Source organism: Thalassotalea hakodatensis (genome assembly GCF_030295995.1).
Lineage (GTDB): Bacteria > Pseudomonadota > Gammaproteobacteria > Enterobacterales > Alteromonadaceae > Thalassotalea_C > Thalassotalea_C hakodatensis.
Map to the genome: position 1 here is coordinate 3,211,258 of NZ_AP027365.1, position 20,288 is coordinate 3,231,545.

At 38.0% G+C, this 20,288-nt stretch carries 14 protein-coding genes; 4 read left to right on the forward strand and 10 right to left on the reverse strand.

Going from position 1 to position 20,288, the window contains the following annotated elements; all coding sequences use genetic code 11:
* Positions 1 to 9 precede the first annotated feature (9 nt).
* The 4 genes from QUE72_RS14240 to QUE72_RS14255 form a co-directional block, all read right to left on the reverse strand.
* Positions 10 to 1,566: a SulP family inorganic anion transporter gene (locus QUE72_RS14240; protein WP_074499134.1), complete on the reverse strand. Its 1,557-nt coding sequence runs from the start codon at positions 1,564 to 1,566 to the stop codon at positions 10 to 12.
* A 217-nt stretch (positions 1,567 to 1,783) separates the two neighbouring features.
* Complete coding sequence (locus tag QUE72_RS14245) at positions 1,784 to 2,446, reverse strand: GntR family transcriptional regulator (RefSeq protein WP_286269712.1); 663 nt, start codon at positions 2,444 to 2,446, stop codon at positions 1,784 to 1,786.
* Between the two features lie 96 nt (positions 2,447 to 2,542).
* Positions 2,543 to 4,066, reverse strand: coding sequence for an aldehyde dehydrogenase (NADP(+)) (locus QUE72_RS14250; RefSeq protein WP_286269714.1), 1,524 nt, complete (start codon positions 4,064 to 4,066; stop codon positions 2,543 to 2,545).
* Positions 4,067 to 4,382: 316 nt separating this feature from the next.
* Positions 4,383 to 5,396 carry a 4-hydroxyproline epimerase gene (locus QUE72_RS14255; protein WP_286269716.1) on the reverse strand — a complete coding sequence of 338 codons (1,014 nt, stop codon included), beginning with the start codon at positions 5,394 to 5,396 and terminating at the stop codon, positions 4,383 to 4,385.
* A 356-nt stretch (positions 5,397 to 5,752) separates the two neighbouring features.
* Between QUE72_RS14255 and QUE72_RS14260 the strand changes: the two genes are divergently transcribed.
* A complete protein-coding gene (locus QUE72_RS14260) occupies positions 5,753 to 6,781 on the forward strand; it encodes a proline racemase family protein (RefSeq protein WP_286269718.1) in 1,029 nt (342 codons plus the stop codon).
* A 4-nt stretch (positions 6,782 to 6,785) separates the two neighbouring features.
* Complete coding sequence (locus tag QUE72_RS14265) at positions 6,786 to 8,045, forward strand: NAD(P)/FAD-dependent oxidoreductase (RefSeq protein WP_286269720.1); 1,260 nt, start codon at positions 6,786 to 6,788, stop codon at positions 8,043 to 8,045.
* Positions 8,046 to 8,107: 62 nt separating this feature from the next.
* Here QUE72_RS14265 and QUE72_RS14270 read toward each other — a convergent pair whose 3' ends face one another.
* Together QUE72_RS14270 and lhpI are read right to left on the reverse strand one after the other, a co-directional pair.
* Complete coding sequence (locus QUE72_RS14270) at positions 8,108 to 9,673, reverse strand: sensor histidine kinase (protein WP_286269721.1); 1,566 nt, start codon at positions 9,671 to 9,673, stop codon at positions 8,108 to 8,110.
* A gap of 132 nt (positions 9,674 to 9,805) precedes the next feature.
* Complete coding sequence (gene lhpI / locus QUE72_RS14275; protein WP_286269722.1) at positions 9,806 to 10,762, reverse strand: bifunctional Delta(1)-pyrroline-2-carboxylate/Delta(1)-piperideine-2-carboxylate reductase; 957 nt, start codon at positions 10,760 to 10,762, stop codon at positions 9,806 to 9,808.
* Positions 10,763 to 10,891: 129 nt separating this feature from the next.
* Here lhpI and QUE72_RS14280 point away from each other — a divergent pair, with 129 nt between their 5' ends.
* Together QUE72_RS14280 and QUE72_RS14285 are read left to right on the forward strand one after the other, a co-directional pair.
* Entirely contained in the window at positions 10,892 to 12,340 is a 1,449-nt protein-coding gene (locus tag QUE72_RS14280) for an NAD-dependent succinate-semialdehyde dehydrogenase (RefSeq protein ID WP_286269726.1), read from the forward strand.
* A gap of 378 nt (positions 12,341 to 12,718) precedes the next feature.
* The gene (locus QUE72_RS14285; RefSeq protein ID WP_286269728.1) at positions 12,719 to 14,152 is read left to right on the forward strand and encodes an MATE family efflux transporter; all 1,434 of its coding nucleotides are present in this window, start codon (positions 12,719 to 12,721) and stop codon (positions 14,150 to 14,152) included.
* 323 nt (positions 14,153 to 14,475) lie between these two features.
* On the opposite strand, the gene QUE72_RS14290 is transcribed toward QUE72_RS14285, so the two are convergent.
* From QUE72_RS14290 to QUE72_RS14305, 4 genes are all read right to left on the reverse strand, one after another.
* On the reverse strand, positions 14,476 to 14,697 hold the full coding sequence (locus tag QUE72_RS14290) for an EF-hand domain-containing protein (RefSeq protein ID WP_074499142.1): 222 nt from the start codon (positions 14,695 to 14,697) through the stop codon (positions 14,476 to 14,478).
* Between the two features lie 787 nt (positions 14,698 to 15,484).
* Positions 15,485 to 17,440: an alpha/beta hydrolase family protein gene (locus QUE72_RS14295; protein WP_286269731.1), complete on the reverse strand. Its 1,956-nt coding sequence runs from the start codon at positions 17,438 to 17,440 to the stop codon at positions 15,485 to 15,487.
* A 115-nt stretch (positions 17,441 to 17,555) separates the two neighbouring features.
* Entirely contained in the window at positions 17,556 to 19,073 is a 1,518-nt protein-coding gene (locus QUE72_RS14300) for a parallel beta-helix domain-containing protein (RefSeq protein ID WP_286269732.1), read from the reverse strand.
* A gap of 1 nt (position 19,074) precedes the next feature.
* Positions 19,075 to 20,250, reverse strand: a complete 1,176-nt coding sequence (locus QUE72_RS14305) for a cytochrome-c peroxidase (RefSeq protein WP_286269734.1) — start codon at positions 20,248 to 20,250, stop codon at positions 19,075 to 19,077.
* Between the last annotated feature and the right edge of the window lie 38 nt (positions 20,251 to 20,288).

Genomic DNA, 20,288 nt, shown 5'->3' on the forward strand with positions numbered 1-20,288 from the left:
AACTTTCGCTTAAGCAAGCTTATCACTAGCAATATGATAGTCTGGATCTTCAATCACATTAACTTCTACCAAATCACCTGCTTTTTCTAACAACTCTAAGCATTCATTGCTTAAATGTTTCAAGTGCATTTTTTTACCTTGTGCAATATAACGCTCTGCAAGTGTATCTATCGCTTCAATGGCTGAATGATCTGCAACACGAGAGTTTTTAAACTCTACAATGACATCATCACTATCTTTTTCAATCTCAAACTGTTCCAAAAAGCTTGATACTGAACCGAAAAACAGTGGTCCGTTAACTTCGTAAACGGTAGAGCCTTGATCATTTACAAAACGTTCAACAATAACATGTTTTGCATGTTCCCAAGCAAATACTAATGCTGAAACAATAACACCAACAACCACAGCTACAGCCAGGTCAGTGGCAACGGTAACCCCTGAAACTAACACAATGACAAATGCATCAGCTTTTGGTACTTTGCGCATAATACGAAAACTTGACCATTCAAAGGTACCAATCACCACAATAAACATAACCCCTACCAGCGCCGCCAGTGGTATTTGTTCGATTAGGTCTGATGCAAACAAGATAAAGCAAAGCAATCCAAGTGCAGCAGCAATGCCTGACGCACGACCACGGCCACCTGAATTCACATTAATCATTGATTGACCAATCATGGCACAACCACCCATACCACCAAAAAAGCCGTTAACGGTATTAGACATGCCTTGAGCAACACATTCTTTATTGCCGCGACCGCGAGTACCGGTTAACTCATCAATTAACGTTAACGTTAACAATGATTCGATTAAGCCAATAGCAGCAAGCACTAACGCAAAAGGAAAAATAATGCGTAGTGTTTCAAAATTAAACGGGACTTGAGGAATAGCAAACGTTGGCAAGCCTCCAGCAATAGAAGCTGCTGGATCATTTGTCATATCACGTAAATAATCTACCACAGTACGAGCATCTAAATCTAAGCTTTGCGCTAATACTGTAACCACGATAATCGCAACTAAGGAAGAAGGAACCGCTTTAGTTAATTTCGGTAAGAAATGTATAATACCCATGGTAAGTACGATTAAGCCAATCATGGTTGCTAATTGATTGCCTTGCATCCATACGAAGATGCCGTCACTGTTAGCGACTTTAAATTGGCCTAACTGAGCTAAGAAAATAACGATAGCTAAACCGTTTACAAAACCCAACATAACAGGATGTGGTACTAATCGTATGAACTTACCCAGCCTAAATATACCCGCGAGTATTTGTAAAATACCGGTTAACACCACACAGGCAAATAAATACTCAACCCCGTGAAGCGCAACAAGGCTGACCATAACAACAGCCATTGCACCGGTAGCACCTGAAATCATACCTGGACGTCCGCCAAAAATTGACGTAATTAAGCCAACCATGAAGGCTGCATATAAACCGACTAATGGATCCACACCCGCAACAAATGCAAATGCTACTGCTTCTGGCACTAAAGCTAAGGCAACAGTTAAACCAGATAAGACATCATTTTTTAAATTGCCAACTTTGCTGGCTTTTAGTTCAAACATGAGTTTCCCGTGTTTTGTAGGCTATGCCAAAAAATCGGCAGATAAAATATTTAAGAGTCGCTTACTATCTATAAAGCTTAGAAGAAAAGTATGAAAACAAGATGATAAGCGTTAAAAAGCGCGGGAATACTATAGACTCGAAGGGAAAAAGTCAATAAATGCTGATTTTTTAACCGTCAAAATCAGCATTTATTTTATTGATTTTAAATAGAAAATTTTAGCCATTTTCACGTTGCAATAAAAATTCTTTAATTTCATCACGCGAGCCTAAAATATGTTGTTTCATTAATACCATAGCTTTTTCAATATCGCCTGATTTACATAACGCAAGTAATTCGTTATGTTCTGATTCTGCTTTGGAAATACCGCCCGCCCAAAGTAAATGCATGCGAATATAACGATCAGCATTTTTATTCAGCATATTCACAAGTTCTTGTGTTTGTGGTCGATTAGCGCCTGAATATAAACAGTTGTGATAGTCAGAGTTTAATTCACTCCAAGTATTTGCTGCATTCTCTTTACCAAGGGCTTTATCTAATTTACCAAGTAGTTGCGTTGCATGTGCTAGTGTTTCGTCACTCAAGTTAGGAATTGAAGCAGCCAATAGATCACACTCTAGCATTGCCCGTAATTCGAATAGTTCATCTACTTGTTCAATGTTTAATTCTGTCGCAGTAGCGCCTTTGTGTGGCTCAAACGCAACGAGTCCTTCAGCCTCTAATTGCAATAAAGCTTCCCTGACAGGAATTCGACTAACATTTAATTCTTCAGCTAACGCAGCCTGGCGTAATGGTTGGCCAGCCTTAATTTCACCATTAAGAATTTTTTCCCTTAAGGTCTCAACAACCAATTGGGTACGTGTTTTGTAAACTATGCTCATAAACGTTTTCCTACTTAAGATGGTGCCCATTATAAGCATTTGTGCATTAAAAAAAAGGAGCTAATGAAATTAGCTCCTTTTCTTTTCTAAATTTTGTTAATCTTTTAACTGTTCAGGCAATAATTCCTGCGGCATATTTTGATAACAAATCGGTCGTTGAAAGCGTTTTATCGCTTCACTACCAACAGAAGTCGCTCTAATATCTGTTGACGCTGGGAAGGGCCCACCGTGGTTCATGGATGCGCACACTTCCACACCTGTTGGCATTTGGTTATATATTAAACGCCCCACTTTATGTACAAGTAATGTAGCAAGAGATTGACTTTGCGCTAAATCATCATTTATGGCATGGATACTCGCGGTTAAGTTACCTTTCAATAAACGTGAAAATTCATACATTTCGTCAAGTGTTTTCACCCGTACTATTAATGCAGATGATCCGAAAACTTCTTCACTTAACATTGCAGTATTTTTAAACGTAGCAAAATCTGTTTGAAATAAAGCCGCAGAGCAATGATGTTCGGCCCCTGTTTTACCTTGTGCAAGGAGCGAAACGTTAGGTAATTTTTGCCATTGTGCAACTGTGTTTTGATAGTTAGTAGCCATCGCAGGCGTTAGCATAATGCCAGCCTCTGTATTAGCAACGGCTTCGGCTGCTGCTGCTTCGAATGCCTGACTACCTTCGCCTTCAACATACACCCAAATTCCAGGACTAGTACAAAACTGCCCTTGTCCCATCATTAAAGAAGCAACAAGTGCTTGCGCCGTTAAAACAGCTTCTTCTTTCAATTTATTAGGCATAATAAATTGTGGATTGATACTGCCTAATTCACCATAGAAGGGAATTGGTTCTTCGCGTTCGTTAATTTGTTTTTGTAAGATCATACCTACACGTTCTGATCCAGTAAAACCTACCGCTTTCACTAATGGATGTGTTACCACTTGACTTGCTATCGCGTAATTCTTCCCTTGCAGTAAAGAAAAAATACCTGGATGAAGTTGACACTTAGCAATAGCGCGACTAATTGCTAAAGCGACTAATTCAGCAGTTCCTGGATGTGCAGCATGTGCTTTCATGACCACTGGACAGCCGGCAGCCAATGCCGAAGCAGTGTCTCCACCTGCCGTTGAAAATGCTAAAGGAAAGTTACTTGCAGCAAATACACCAACAACCCCTAAAGGTAAATATCCTAAACGCGTATCAGGTTTAGGTAATGGTTGTCTATTATTATCAGCTAAATCGATCACACCTTGATACTCACCTGACTCAAGTAAGTCCGCGAATAAGCCTAATTGACCTACGGTTCTACCTCGTTCACCTTGAATTCTCGCCGAGGGTAAACCTGTTTCAGCACACGCCATGTCAACTAACTCATCACCGAGTGCTAAAATTTCGTCGCCTATTGTTCTTAAAAAGTTAGCGCGTTGTAATGCAGGTAATATATGGTAGCTTTCAAACGCTTGATTAGCCTGTTGAATTGCCGTTTCAACTTCTTGTTCTGTTGCATCAGCAAAGGTTGTTTGCATCGGCTTATTTTCAGCCGCATGAATGGCTGTAAAACCGCCTAAAGTATCACCAGACCATTCTCCGGCAATTAAATTTTTTCCTGAAATAGACATTTTGCCTCACTTTCGTTTCGTTGTGATTACTTTATTTAAATCAATTATCTTATACCAATTCGCATAAAGATTAAGTCAGTTCAGAGCGATGTCAGAGGTGGGAGAATAAGCGAAACGTGTGCAGGTATAGTTGTTCTACATCAAACACGTTTTGCGCAATTATCGCGCCTCTAACACGCTCCCAAAGGGCGAGTTTAAACGCTTCATAGCCTGTGTTGTTGATTTTGAAAAGGGAATAACCATTCTCTGCAATCAACGCCGTGCCTCTAAAGCGATTAATTCTCGCTGAATGACCGAATATTTATGCGAATTGGTATTATTTAACTGTAAAACCAAATGCGTAAGGATCATCATCATCAATGGTGATACAGTTTTTGCCAAATACTTTTGCCCAACCTTGAATGCTTGGTTTAATAGCGAGTATTTCTTCATTAGCAATATTAAGTGTGACGGTACCTTCAATACGCCCAACAAATTGACTCCCTATATAGCTTTCATGAGTAAAGCTATCTCCTACTTTAAGCAACCCTTTAGCAAATAACTGCGCCATACGAGCACTTGTACCTGTACCGCATGGCGAACGATCAATTGCCTTATCGCCATAGAAAACAGCGTTCGCACCGTTTGAGCTTTCATGCTTTGGTGTACCAGTCCAAAGGACATGGCTAATACCGTTTACGGTTGGGTCTTCTGGGTGTTCACAAATTAATACCTCGCTGGCAATTTGACGTATAATTGGACTCCAACGCAATATATCTGCGGCACTCCAGTGTTCAATCCCGGGAAAGTTCTCTTGCGGTTCCACTATTACGTAATAATTGCCGCCATAAGAAACATCAACAATTATTGTGCCTAGTTCAGGGATATCTAAAGCAATATTCTGATGGGCTAAATAAGCAGCAACATTGTAGATCTTTACAAATTCCACCTTATCGCCTTGCATACCGTATTCAACATTGACTTGCCCTGCTGGTACATCAATGATCAATTTCCCAGGAGTTTTTGGTGTTAATAAACCCGCTTCTAGTGCCGTTGTGACAGTACCAATAGTACCGTGACCACACATTGGTAAACATCCTGATGTTTCAATAAACAATATTGAAGCATCAGCATTATTACTACACGGGGGGTATAGAAAAGCACCAGACATCATGTCATGACCACGGGGTTCAAACATCAACCCTCGCCTTATCCAATCATACTGAGCTAAAAAACTTTGTCGTTTTTCACTCATTGATTTGCCAAGTAATTCAGGGTGCCCGCTTGTGACTAAACGCACAGGGTTGCCGCAGGTGTGCGCATCAATACAAAAAAATGTGCCTTTGTTCATTTAAATCCTAAAATTATTGACTAACATATAAGCGAGATAACTCTCGCTTATAACAATACTTCATCGGTAACAATTTTCACTACTGTAACCAAGGCGATAATACCGTCACCCATCTTGGATAATAGAATCTACTATTGTTTTCGTTGCCGAAAAGGTTAATTGGAAAGTCTTCCCTATAATGTCTTGTGACTGCAGAGTAACCACCACGCCAATTAATATTCGTCATCTATTTTTACTACATAATGAAAAGGAACTAGCTTTTGTTATTAATTGCTAGAATCAACATAGAATATTGTATACAATTATTTCATCGAGACAAGTATAATATATAAAATTTTTTAATTTGAGCGTGAAAAATGCAGTTTAATCTTAATAAACTAACAGGTTATCAATCTGTAAAAACTATTGATATGCACACAGAGGGAGAGCCGCTACGGATTATTTTAGCTGGATATCCAGAAATAATAGGCGATACCATTTTAGCTAAGCGTCAATATGTTACACGACATTTAGATCATCTACGTAAGTTTCTGATGTACGAACCAAGGGGTCACGCTGACATGTACGGCGCATTAATTACCACTCCTTGTACATCTAATGCAGATTTCGGAATTTTATTCATGCATAATGAAGGTTACTCAAGTATGTGTGGTCATGGCATTCTCGCTGTTGTTTCTCTTGCTGTTGAAACCCAAGCAATCGAATTAAACAATACTAAAGGTTATATTGGTATTGATACACCGGCTGGATTAATAAAAGCTTACGTCAATGAGCATAATAAAACTTCACAAATCAGCTTTGATAATGTACCCGCCTTTGTTGAATTAACTGAACAAGTCATTTATATAGAAGGCTTTGGTGACGTATCTTTTGATATTGCCTATGGTGGTGCATATTATGTGTTTGTTGATGCCGATAAAATAGCTGTTTCATGTTCTCCTGAAAACCAACAGCAGTTAATTAATCTAGGTCGCTTGATCAAAAATCTAGTCGCAAAACAGTACCCAGTTAACCACCCTTTAGAACAAGATTTGAGTTTTATTTACGGTACTATTTTTTATTCCAGTAAAACAACAGATGCTCAATCCCATTCTAGACACGTCTGTATTTTTGCTGATGGAGAGGTTGATCGTTCCCCTACAGGTACTGGAGTTTCAGCAAGAGTTGCCTTACTACATCATCAACAAAGCGTTGAGTTAAACACACCTATTATTATCGAAAGTATCGTTAGCAGTAATATGACGGTAATGGCGACTCAGCCACTTGACTACCATGGAGTTAATGCAGTAATTCCTCGCGTAAGTGGTCGCTCGTACATCACAGGAATTCACGAATTTCTACTAAATAAGCAAGATATTTTCCCGCAAGGCTTCTTATTAAGGTAGAACTATGACAGCAAGCAATGCTAAACAAGTCGCCATTATTGGCGCGGGCATCATCGGAATAAACAGCGCTATTGCATTACAGAAACGTGGCTACGAGGTAACCGTATTTGATCATCGCCCTGTTGGCGAAGGTTGTTCAAAAGCAAACGCTGGCCATTTTGCTACCGAACAAATATTCCCACTTGCCGAATTTAGTTTACTCAGGCAGTTACCTTATATGTTGTTAAATCCGTTAGGACCTGTGGCTATATCCATGCGATATTTTCCTAAAGCAATTCCTTGGTTTTGCCAGTTTATCGGTAATATGCGTAAATCAAAACGTGAAGAAAGTACTAAAGCATTACGTTCATTAAATGAAAGAGCAATTGCTAGCTATCAATCATTACTAGAAGAAGCAAAAGCTAGCGACTTATTTATTAATCAAGGCAGCTTATTAGTTTTTGAAAACACGCCACTTGAGCAAATTAAGCAACAACAAAAGCGGTACATCGCACAGAATGTGAAGGTTGAGCTTTTAAATAAAACTCAATTAAAGCAACTTGAACCTAATATTTCAGATAACATATATCATGCCTTATATTTCACTGATGTTGCACATACTTGTAACCCTTTAGCGTTAACGCAAGCACTGGCAAAATATGCACGTTCTATAGGTGTTAAACTGTATCAAGAAGAAGTAAGCGCGGTGAATCATTATGATGAAGGAATAAGCCTTGTCACGCCCCATCAAACTCACTGTTTTGACAAGCTTGTACTAGCTACTGGTGCTTGGTCGAAAAAATTTACCGACGCATTAGGTTATCGTCTACCGTTAGAAAGTGAAAGAGGCTATAGCTTGGATTTACCAAAAAACACAGCACATACTTTTACCCGGCCTATTGCCTCTGCTGAACGAAGGTTCATTATAACTCCAATGCGAGATGGTTTACGCTTGGCAGGTACAGCTGAATTTTCAGGTCTTGTTCAACCAATGAATGCCAAACGAGTAGAAATGCTCTATAACAATGCGAGTTACGTTATTAACGATATCGTCGAACGAAAAGCCGTTAGTGCAGAAGGGTGGGTAGGTTGTAGACCATCATTACCTGATTCATTACCTGTTATTGGCAAAGCGCCTAAGCACGAAAATATTATTTTGGCTTTAGGTCATCAGCATTTAGGCCTTACGTTAGGCGCTATTACCGGAACATTAGTGGGTCAAATTATTGATAACGACAAAACTGAGGTTGATATTAGGCCATTTTGCATCAGTCGGTTTAATTAACAAAAATAAGAGCTATTGATTGTTACGCATGTTTCAAGCTTAGCTTTTATCTTCAAATTCATTTATGCGATGTGAGCTTTTTCGGCAATAGGTACTTTTACTTGAAAGCCACAGCCTTGCTCTGTAGATAAACAAGTAATTGTGCCCCCCAATTTTACGGTGACTAAATTATACACAATGTTCATTCCTAAGCCTGAACCACCTTGCCCACGCTTGGTGGTAACAAACGGATCAAAAATGCGTTTGCGAATATCAGCAGACAGACCTTTGCCATCATCACGGTAAAGTAAGGTTAAAAAGCCATTTTTATTAGTGAATTCGATCCAAATTTCACCTTTATCTCTGTCTTCAAAACCATGAATATGAGAGTTTGTTAAAAAATTAGTTAATATTTGATTCCAGGCACTAGGGTAAGTTACAAGGTTTAATTGTTCATCAACTGATAAATTAATCGTATAGTGTTTGCGTTTAAATAACGTTTTAACGGTATTAACAACATCATTCACGTGCTGCGCTAAATTAATATTAATTTCAGGATCTGTGTGCTGTTCAACAGCTACAGATTTAAAACCTCTGATTAATTCAACGGCTTTATTTAAACTACGCTCAATAATTTCTTGGTATTCTACCAACAAAGACAAGGTATTGGTTAATTGCGCTTTTGTTAAATTTTCACTTTCAACTGCGCTATTAAGTTCGATAACCTTTTCCTTTAATGCAGAAATAGACGTAACACAGATACCTAAAGGGGTGTTAACTTCATGGGCAACCCCCGCAACAAGTTGGCCTAATGACGCCATTTTCTCTGATTGAACCAACTGATCTTTTGCTAATGTTAAATCGTCTAATGACTGCTGTAATTGCTGATTACTTGCTGCAAGTTTAGCAGTACGATCATACACCTTAATTTCTAACTCGCCATTTAACTTGATTAACGCATTTTCAGCTTCTTCAAGTTTCACAATGTCATTTTTCAGCGCTATACGCATATTATTAATAGCGTCAGCTAAGTCATCAAGCTCGTCAGTGTGTTCATTTCTATGTTGTAATACCAATGGTGTGTCTAGGGTATCCGTACTAATTTTCTGGGAATAAGAAGTAATATGATAAATATGACGGGTAACCACCCAATGAACTATAAACATGATAAAGAACGCGACGATAAAGGTTTTTATCGATTCAGACATCACAATAAAACCCGCTTGCTCTCGAATATTTAGATATATATCTTCGTAATCAGATACGATCTTTATCACCCCAAGATCGTTCTCGCCATAAAAGATAGGATATTCAACCGTTTTCATCGCTTCAACTTGCGCATCGCCATGCTGATATACTTTGCCAAAACCCGTAGTTATCTCAACAAATTTCACATTCGGTAAATTAACAATCCCCTGAATTTGTTGTTTCACAAGAGGCGCATTAAAATCCCATAGACTAGTAGATATTGATTTAATATAGCTAGATTCAATATTGTCCATTTGTTGATTCAAACGAACAATATCTTTTTGAAAAGCGGAGTACAGCTGTATAGAAATTGACACCAAAGACAATAATGAGCTGCATAATAGTATATAAATTAATACCCTACGACTTAATTTATTATTAAAAGAAACTGTCGAACTCATTAAAAATTAGCTTATATCCATCAGCGATAGTCTAATTAAAAGCAGCTAGATGACGAAAGTCAACAAATACTCCTTTATATTACAAACTGTTAACATTGTTAATTAACTTCGTTGATGCACTCGTCTCTAATATCATTTCGCTTTTACTGCATTTACATGCTCTGCAACTAATCTAGCCGCGGCTAAATCTTCTAGTGCATGGCCCACTGATTTAAAAAGCGTGATCTGTGATGCGCTGCGATTAACAGCTTGCTCCTTTTTGCATAGAGCAAATAAATCTGCGTGAATATCTGAAAGAGTTATAACACCTTCAGCGAGAGGGATCGCTAAATCGCCTGTTTCTCTGGTAGCACTTTCTGTGTTATCCACATATATCGATGCTTTTTTAACACATTCATCATCCATTTCGCGCATATCAGGACGGTAAGCGCCGACCATATCTAAGTGTTGACCAGGAACCAGCCACTCACCTTTTATTAGCGGTGATTGGCTTAAGGTGGCGCACGAAATAATATCTGCACCGGCAATATTTTCTTCAATATCACTAACGGCCTGACAATCAATAGCTAAATGAGCGACCTTATCGCAAATTGATTGTGCTTTTTCTAGTGACCTACCCCAAACTTTCACCTGTTTAATTGGTCTTACTGATGCATGTGCCTCAATTAGCTGCGATGACAAAGTGCCAGTACCAATAACAAACAAGGTTTCACTGTCAATACGAGATAAATAACTTGAGGCTAACGCTGAGGCTGCAGCTGTACGTTTAGCTGTTATTGTAGGTGCATCCATAATAGCCATTAACTGACCATCATCAACATTGAATAATAAATAACTACCCTGAATCGACGGTAGATTTTTTGTGGCATTTTCTGGCGCAACAGTCACGAGCTTAACACCGGCCACTTCTCCTGATTGCCATGCAGGCATAATCAATAACGTTGTTTCTCTGCTAGCTTTTGGGTTTTCAATATCAAAATGTAAACGTGGCGGAACAATAACATCACTGGCAAATGCATACTCCAAAGCAGGAACTAATTTAGGAAATGTAAGTGCTTCATTCACCTTACTTGCATCAATATTTAACATACAAACCTCTATAACAAATAATCCGCCCAATTATTGCATACTGTATACATTTAATAAATATATTCTTTTTCAGGCTTTATAAACTATGCTCTGTTTGAGAAACTAACTGAAAATTGTACGGAGGTGAGAATGAAAGACTTGAAAAACACCGAATTACTAAAACACGGCTCATTTATCAATGGTCAATGGCAAACATCTGATGATAATTTTCCGGTGATAAACCCAGCAACCAACGAAGTGATTTCTAAAGTAGCAGAGGCAACCGCAGAACAAGTAGAACAAGCGATTACTGCCGCTAATACGGCTCAATCTTTATGGCAAGCAAAAACAAGCTACGAACGAGCAGCTAAATTACAACGATGGGCTGCGTTGATCAATGAACATAAAGATGATCTTGCCCTGATCATGACACGTGAGCAAGGCAAAACACTGGCTGATGCCAGTGGTGAAATCGCTTATGGAAAAAGTTTTATCGACTGGTTTGCCGAAGAGGCCAAACGCGTATATGGCGATACCATCTCACAGCATGTTGATAACAAAATGATCAGTATTATTAAACAACCGGTTGGTGTAGTAGCAGCCATTACACCATGGAACTTCCCAACTGCAATGATCACCCGTAAAGCTGCAGCTGCATTAGCTGCTGGTTGTACTATTGTAATTAAACCTGCCTCAGAAACACCTTATAGCGCACTTGCATTAGCTGTACTCGCTAAACAAGCAGGTATACCAGACGGCGTATTTAATATTATCGTTGGCAAAGATTCTCGAGCGATTGGTGAACAACTAACGCAGCACTCTTTAGTTAAAAAATTTACCTTTACTGGCTCAACAAAAGTTGGAAAATTGCTGAACAAGCAATGTGCTGAATCAATTAAAAAAGTATCATTAGAACTAGGTGGCAACGCCCCTTTTATTGTCTATGATGATGCAGATATTTCGTTAGCTGTTAAAGCTTTAGTCGATGCTAAATTAAGAAATTGTGGCCAAACATGTATAAGCCCTAATAGAATTTATTTACACCGCCCTATTGCCGATGCCTTTAAAAAACAATTAGTTGCAAGTTTAGAGAAAATAACACAGGGTAACGGGGAAGCAGCAGAAAGTGATATAGCCTGTTTAATACATCAAGAAGCGGCAGAAAATGTACATAAATTAGTTGAATCTGCTAAAGCTGATGGTGGCAAAATTTTATTAGGCGGCTTATCGCAATCTCCAGACTCAAGTTTTTATCCGATAACCGTGATTGATAACGTCAATCACAGTAGTGATATTACTCAATGCGAAATATTTGGCCCAGTATTTTCCTTAATCACTTTTGATGAACCTGAGCAAGTAATTACACAAGCAAACGATACCGAGTTTGGTTTGGCCAGTTATGTATTTAGTCAAAATATCAACCGACTACAAGAAACAACTATGGCATTAGACTATGGCATGATTGGTGTTAATGATACCGCAATATCACACCCAATAGCGCCTTTTGGTGGTATAAAACACTCAGGCTTTGGCAAAGAAGGATCTAAATATGGCCTTGATGATTACTTAATCATTAAAGCGATCACCTATGGTTTTTAACGCTTTAATTTAACCTCCAAATAGACATAAAAAAGTCGTTGACTTTAACAGCAACGACTGCCATTCTATGCGTCTATTCAAAAATCCTTGGAGAACAAGACAATGAACAATGTAATCGCTATCGCTTCAGCGGATATTGTAGTTTCAGGGATCTTTTTTGGTTGTTTCAACCTAGCATAATCTTTCGATTTTGATTTAAGTTACATCGCAACTCAAAGACGCATAGACCTCTTTATTACATGATAATCATTTGTTAGACAAACATTCGATTTGTTGTCGTTGAGAAAGTCGATCCCATCTATTTATAGTCATCACTATTCATTCTTATTATGAATTAATTTTAGACGCTCAATGAGAGCATGGAAAAGGTTTAACGTTTTGACCACAGAACATAATAATTTAACAACACCCCCAACAACAAAGAGAAAAGTAAGTATATTTGCACTTTTCAAACAAGCGTTAAAGGGAGGACACCAAGATTTAACTTCAGGTTCAATAGGTATTGCTGCATTTATTCTGGCAGTGCCTATGGTACTTGAAATGCTAATGGAGTCAGTATTTGCTATTACTGACATATTTTTTGTTTCAGGTTTAGGCGCAGAAGCAGTTGCAGTAGTAGGTCTTACAGAAGCAGTGTTAACACTTTTATACGCCGTTGCTATTGGTTTGAGCATGGCAGTCACTGCAACAATCGCACGTAGATATGGTGAAAAAAATGTAGAACAAGCAAATGCTGTTGCAGGACAAACCCTTTGGATTGGTTTGGCCGTGGCGCTTATTGTTGGTTTCATCGGACTAAACTTCGCAGAAGATATTCTTATTTTGATGGGAGGTAATGATGCCATTGTTGCCGCAGGTAAGAGCTATACCACTATAATGCTAACTGGCTCGATCACAATTTTGTATTTGTTCTTAATGAATGCGATTTTCCGTGGTGCTGGCGATGCATCAGTTGCCATGCGATCCTTATGGTTAGCCAATGGCATAAACATTGTGTTAGATCCCTTGCTTATTTACGGTATTGGCCCATTCCCTGAAATGGGATTAACAGGCGCGGCTGTAGCAACAACAATAGGGAGAGGCGTAGGCGTTTTATATCAATTAAACCACCTATTTGGCCTTGCCGGACGCATCCAAATAAGTATTAAGCACCTAATGGTAAAATTAAGTTTAATTAAACAATTACTTAGTCTGTCATTTTTCGGCGTTATTCAATTTTTAATTGCAACCGCAAGCTGGATTGCTTTAGTCAGAATAGTGTCAACTTATGGTAGTGAAGCCACAGCAGGTTACACCATTGCGATCCGTATCTTTATGTTTGCAATTCTTCCTGCATGGGGGCTTAGTAATGCGGTAGCAACGTTAGTAGGCCAAAACCTCGGCGCTTCAAAGCCTGATCGTGCAGAAGCATCAGTGAAACGTATCGCTAAATATAATATTTACTATATGGTAGGTGTTGCTGCGATTTTCTTGTTGATCCCAAAACAAATTATTGGTTTATTTTCACAAGATCCATTGGTTGTTCAATACGGAGTTGACTGCTTGAGATTGATCAGTCTTGGTAACGGCTTCTTTGCACTTGGCATGATATTAGTACAAGCTTTTAACGGCGCAGGAGATACAAAAACTCCCACTAAAGTTAACTTACTATGCTATTGGTTAATTCAAATTCCATTAGCCTATAGTTTAGCCAAGTTATTTGCTTTTGGACCAAATGGCGTTTTTATCTCTGTAACGCTAGCACAAGCCGTATTTGCCTATGTAGGTTGGCAGTTATTTAAAAAAGGTCAATGGAAACTAAAACTAGTTTAAATTAACCAGAAAAAGCTGCCGTTAAGTGTCTAACTTAACGGCAGCTTATATTTAAATAAATCGTATTATTTGAAATACTCGTACTGGTTGGGAATTACAAATACAAGGTAAATACAGAGTAACCTCAACCTGTATAAGACATATCAATAAATCAAATTTAACAACTAAAATCCGTTTTTATAAATTTGAAGTTAAATTTTTATCTTATTTCAAAATATGTTGAAGAAACGATAGCCCCCTACACTCTTCAACATATTAAGTGTTAGTAAAAAATATTAACTAATGGTATGTATTCCTTATACAAAGCCGAGGTTAAAAATATATTATTCACCTGAAAAGCTTGCAAACTCTTCTTTGCTTAATTCACCATCAGCATTAGTGTCTAATTGATTAAATTGTTCAGCTAGTGCAGCATCTTTACTCGCTTCCTCTGCACTGATAACACCATTACCATCAATATCATATTCGTCAAAGTCTGAACCAGCATAGGCATTAATAGAAGCTAACATCATTGCAGTTGATAAGATCATCGCTAAATTTTTCATAATTTTTTCCTCTAACTAATTGCTTAAATAATTAAGTAAATTTTCTTTAGCACCTAGATAAGGCAAATAATTTTGTGCTTGCCATTATTTTTCAGTGCTTCGATTAGAATATAACAACTTTGGTGCCAAGATTTTAAAAACAAATTAAATCAACGACTTAAAACAAACAGCAATAATAATCTATAAAAAAGTACGTAAAACAGCTTAAAAAGTGTTGCCTTTAGGTAACACTTTTTAAGACTTTAAATAAAAATATAACAATTTCAATTATTTAAAGTGTTGTTCATTGGAGACATATTAAAAATTATTGATTTATTTTCATAATATCCATTGGTGTCTCAATACAATGTTAATTGTTTAAGGTTAATAAGCAGTGGTAACAGCTTCCTCACTCTTGGCATGGTATTAGTGCAAGCGCGGTACAGGTGATACTAGTGTCAGTTGATCTTTCGCATTTATTTTAGCGGCAGTTTATGGGTATTTAGGCAAGGCATTGAATTTATGTGTGGTTATTCCTCATGAAAAAAGTAATGACGAAAAAGCTGCCTTTTGGGTTTAACTAAATTTAATCTCGAAAGAACAACCGACCCTAAAGTAAACTTCTTATTTTACTGGCTAATTCAAACTCCATTAGCTTCTAATTTAGTCAGGTTGTTTGTATTCAAGCCAAAAGTCGTTTTTAATTCTGTTACCTTAGCACATGCTGTATTTACCTATGTAGACTAGACATTATATAAAAAGGCCAATTGTAAAAGGCCTTAGTTGTCAAAAAAGCTCGGAAGGTTATTTAACCGATATGATTCGATATAAATTTGTCTAGCGCTTTAAGAATAATGATTTTGCTTTGGTTTTGTTTCAAATGATGACCTTCCATTTTTAACTTAATAAACTCCACTTTTTTATTTGCGTCTTCCATCGCTTCCACCATAATTTCAGATTGTTCTATAGGTACAACCATATCGTCAGTACCATGTATTAGCAGCACTGGTACATTTATATTTGCTGCATGTTTTGCAGGTGAAATCGCATCAAGTTCTTCTTTTTCAATATTATTATTAACAGTTACCTCTTGCCAATACGCCAATATAGAACTATCACGACCATGATTATCCTCTTCTTGTTCCAACATCTCTGCAATATCAGAAACACCATTTATAGATACCGCGCATTGATAAACATCAGGTGTGAACGCAGCGCCTGCTAATGCGGCATAGCCACCATAACTAATACCCACTATACAAACCCGATTACTGTCTATTTCACCCATATTAATCAATGCTGTGACAGAGTCGGTAAGATCATCTTGCATACTCTTACCCCACTGACCTCTACCAAGAAGCGTATGTTCAGCACCAAAACCTGTTGAACCTCTAAATTGAGGCTGGATAACTAAATATCCTCTATTAGCAAAATACTGAGCTAACCAATAAAAGGTTTTCTTATCATAGGATTCAGGGCCGCCATGTGGCAGTACTATCGCTGGTAATTTGCTTTTATCACCTTCAGCAATTGTAGGTAACGTTAGCAACGTTGGTATAATCACACCATCTCGAGTTTTAAATTTAAAATCAATGACCGTGTGAACATCTTCCCAAGTGATGTCTTTCCATAACCTTGCAACATGGGCGAGTTTTTTGTTGTTATATGACAAAAAATCACCCGCCAAGCCATCCCACTCAGCAAAAACAATAACTTTGTCTCTATTTGGGGTGACACTTGTTAATGTTAAATTGCTGTTTGGCAATTCATCTTTTATCTCGGCAAACTGCTTTTCAAGTTTTTCATCGAAAAAAGTATAGCTTGGGGTAAACCCAGAGTATTCAATACCATATACTTGCTGATTTATATCAGTTAATACGTGTTCAATATCTTTATTCTTTTTACCAAAGCTTGCAGGTGAAATGACGCCACTATCCAAGTTTAAGGTAAAAACATCTTGATCAGAACCCGTTTGATTTAGGGTCATAATAAGGTGTTTATTGTCAGGCATAACGCCCGATATGCCATGAGTAATGTAAGGTGTTTTATCACTAAATATTACCTTCCAATCATCATTGTGTAGTACTTCTACAGTATGTATATTATTTTCTTGGTCAAAGCGTTCTCTTGCAAGTAAGTTATTATCTTGATCTAAAAAGTAATCTATCACATTTGAGCCGCCCTCAATATGCACTCTAGGCGTTTTATAGGGCTTATCTAAATTAACCTTCATGATGCTATTTTTTGGCACCGCGTTTTTACTTCGCTGAGCATAGGCAGTCATGTACGCAAACTTATAATCCTTTGACACTCCAATGATATTTCCCAATTCAGTTTGCCCGTCATAAATTCCTTTACCTGGATTCAGTAATTGGCTAACTTTATTTTTATCTATGTCATATAAATAAGCTGTACTAATATCATAACGTCCTATAAAGCCACGTATTTTAGAACGCTTTTCCATAATCAAGATAAGTTGCGTTTCACTGATGAAATATGCATTTTTCGGATCAATTCCTGAAACATCAAAGCCACGAACCACTTTTTTAGTCGTAAGATCAACAACAACAAATAAATCTCTATTTTGCTCTGTCAGACGATACGCTAACAACTTACCGCTTGGCGAAATTCTGACGAGTGATTTATTAGGCGACTGACTATATGTCTCAATTGAAATAAGAGGATCGGAGGTTTTAGCATGTACACTAAAAGTAAATATAAAGAATAAAATAAAAAAATTGATAGACGAAAAAAACAACTGCATAGGTTAAATTCCTTTTTATATGCATGCTAAAACACAAAGGTACAAGCTAAGTTAACACTTGGAAAGCGATATAAATAAAAGATGTAAACAATCTTTATTTATATCGCATTAAATCCTATTTGTTTACACTTAGCAAATACTTAGCCACGGCTAAACGTGTCGCTTCATCAAGGTAATCTTGCGGTGGCATTTCTGGATAGTCGTCACGTTTTTTCGTTGGTTTGGCAATCCAATCAGCTAAGCCTTGTGGATTGTCCATATAAAGTGCTTGAATAATTTGAACTGGTGGCCCAATCATGCGTCCAGTGTAAGTGTGACAACCCGCACAAATCCCCATATATACAACTTTACCTCGCTCTGACGGATCTATTTCACGCGCAGGTACTGGTTCATCAAGAATATAACTGTCAACATTTGCAGTATTAGTAAAACTACATTCTTGCCAGTTTTTAACCCCAACCGTAACGTAACGATGGCGATTGATAATGCAGCTATCTCTACTCACACCTACCCGAACAATATCAGGATTACCTTGTTTAAACTCTGTCAACATTAAGGCTTTAGCTTCATCGATGGTATCGTAGCCGTTATTATCCATTACATTATCTAATATCATTACTTTATCAGGCGCAGGATCAGACTCAGGATCTATCGTAGTGTTTGGCGCATTCTGATGATCAGTTATGATGATGCCAGCGGTTTTATTACCAGATATAATGTTACCTTCTACAATAACTTCATCTGCAGCCATGATCAAAATACCAGTACCTGCAGGGATCCCCGCAACTGTAGAGCCCGGTGCGCCAAAGTTAGCCGTATTATTATTGACGATGAAGTTATGACGAATAATGACGTCAAAAGTCGTTTTTATCGGTAAACCTGGAGTGATAAAAGCAAGTATCCCTCCCGTATTGTTATGTACGTAGTTATTTTCAACTATTGCATGACGTGAATTTTCTATTTCAATTCCTGCAACACTATCAAATACCTCATTATGCGCGACATGAATATTATCACTCATGCCAACATAAATAGCGGCATCTTCAATACCAGAAATTATATTATGCTCTACAATACCGTTCTTACCTAGCTGCGGGAATATGCCATATACACCAGTATCAACAATAATGTTATTTCTGATCTCAAAATTGTTACCCGCTTGCCCCATAATAGCGTTGCCTTTATATTTTGTAATCAATAAATTCTCAACAACAACATTATTCCCAGAATACAAAATTGCATCGTTAAGCGTCCCTTGACCGTCTAGGGTTGCCCGCTTTCCTTGATCTATTACACCAACAATGCGTATATCGTCTTTGTCGATATAAACCGTTTCATGGTATGTACCAGGCATTATTTGAATGGTATCACCCGGATTTGCCGCTTTTACTGCATCCATGATTAAATCACCAGGATTAATCACATGTGTGACACCTTCTGCTGTTCGGGCTGCAACAGCGCTTTTGTTGGCATTTTTTACCGATGTATCAGTTGATTTATCATAACCACCTGAATAGCTAGCACCACCACTACTGCTTGTGATCGTAGGTGATTGTTGACTACTGCCAAAATACATACCGCCGGCAAACGCGCCGACCACTAATATAGCGCCTAAGATTTTACCTGAGCTCATATTATTCCCCATTACCTGTTGCTGAACTATTGTTGTTATGTTTTGTAATACTTAATTGATATTCCTGATCTATGACTGGCAAGCCTGAAGGCACAAATGCTGGTATTGTTGGTGTTAAACTTTCATCAGTGAGTGTGCCTAAAAATTCAACGATCAATTGAATTTCTTCTTTTGTTAGGTTTGGCTCCCATATATGCCAATGTAATTGCAACGATTCGTTTTTAGGTACTGCATGCCCACGCCCCTTTGTGTAGAACTCAACAGAATCAAACAAATTATCAAAGCCGCCCGAATGCATATAAGGCGCGGTTTTAGTAATATTTCTTAACGTTGGAACCTTAAAGCCGCCCCGTAATTTTTTCGCATTGAACGTTTTTTCAGCACCCACATCAAAAGGCATACCTTCTGGCTCAGGAGTGCCTATCACTGCAACTTGATTATTAGTAAACAAAGGTGGTTGGTGGCACTCAGCACATCTAGCGACAAAGGAACGAAAAACATTCATACCCGCTATTTCTCTATCCGTTAACACATAGTGTGCGCCATGTGCATATCTGTCGTAACGGCTATTAAGTGAAATTAATGATGATTGAAATGCGGTTAACACTCGCGTTATTTGTGTTAGCGTAATCATATTTGATTGTGGGAAAACACGTTTGAATAATTCCCGATACAATTTATTTGCATTCACATCTTGTAATAATTTAGTGGGGTTATTACCCATTTCTTTTGGATCAAATAATGGCCCTATCGCTTGTTCTTCAAGTGTCGTTGCACGCGCGTCCCAAAAAAATTTGTCCAGAAAAGCAACATTCCATAACGTGGGGGCCGAACGCACTACTTTTTCACCCGTCACACCAATACTACGATCACGTTGATCGCTAAAGCCTTTATCGGGTTGATGGCAACTGGCGCAAGACAAAGAACCATCTTTTGAAAGCAGTGGATCAAAAAACAAATATCGGCCTAAGTCTATTTCTGCGGGTGTAAAACCATCACGGTGTTTAGGTAAAGCGGTTTGTGTGCCACCAACACCTCGTCCCTGCACAGAGTTATAAAATTGATACAGATTAACCAGTCGGCAAGTACCATCAGCTGACTTTTCGAAACTCGGTGGACAATCTGACTTCAATATAAAGTCAGTTTTTTTACCCATTACTTGTAAACTCACGTTCATGAACAAAAAACTAATTATGAACGAAAGCGTATGTATTA

Coding starts and splice junctions, on each gene's coding strand:
- QUE72_RS14240 (WP_074499134.1), bottom strand. CDS start 1,566: ATGTTTGAACTAAAAGCCAGCAAAGTTGGCAATTTAAAAAATGATGTC.
- QUE72_RS14245 (WP_286269712.1), bottom strand. CDS start 2,446: ATGAGCATAGTTTACAAAACACGTACCCAATTGGTTGTTGAGACCTTA.
- QUE72_RS14250 (WP_286269714.1), bottom strand. CDS start 4,066: ATGTCTATTTCAGGAAAAAATTTAATTGCCGGAGAATGGTCTGGTGAT.
- QUE72_RS14255 (WP_286269716.1), bottom strand. CDS start 5,396: ATGAACAAAGGCACATTTTTTTGTATTGATGCGCACACCTGCGGCAAC.
- QUE72_RS14260 (WP_286269718.1), top strand. CDS start 5,753: ATGCAGTTTAATCTTAATAAACTAACAGGTTATCAATCTGTAAAAACT.
- QUE72_RS14265 (WP_286269720.1), top strand. CDS start 6,786: ATGACAGCAAGCAATGCTAAACAAGTCGCCATTATTGGCGCGGGCATC.
- QUE72_RS14270 (WP_286269721.1), bottom strand. CDS start 9,673: ATGAGTTCGACAGTTTCTTTTAATAATAAATTAAGTCGTAGGGTATTA.
- lhpI (WP_286269722.1), bottom strand. CDS start 10,762: ATGTTAAATATTGATGCAAGTAAGGTGAATGAAGCACTTACATTTCCT.
- QUE72_RS14280 (WP_286269726.1), top strand. CDS start 10,892: ATGAAAGACTTGAAAAACACCGAATTACTAAAACACGGCTCATTTATC.
- QUE72_RS14290 (WP_074499142.1), bottom strand. CDS start 14,697: ATGAAAAATTTAGCGATGATCTTATCAACTGCAATGATGTTAGCTTCT.
- QUE72_RS14295 (WP_286269731.1), bottom strand. CDS start 17,440: ATGCAGTTGTTTTTTTCGTCTATCAATTTTTTTATTTTATTCTTTATA.
- QUE72_RS14300 (WP_286269732.1), bottom strand. CDS start 19,073: ATGAGCTCAGGTAAAATCTTAGGCGCTATATTAGTGGTCGGCGCGTTT.
- QUE72_RS14305 (WP_286269734.1), bottom strand. CDS start 20,250: ATGAACGTGAGTTTACAAGTAATGGGTAAAAAAACTGACTTTATATTG.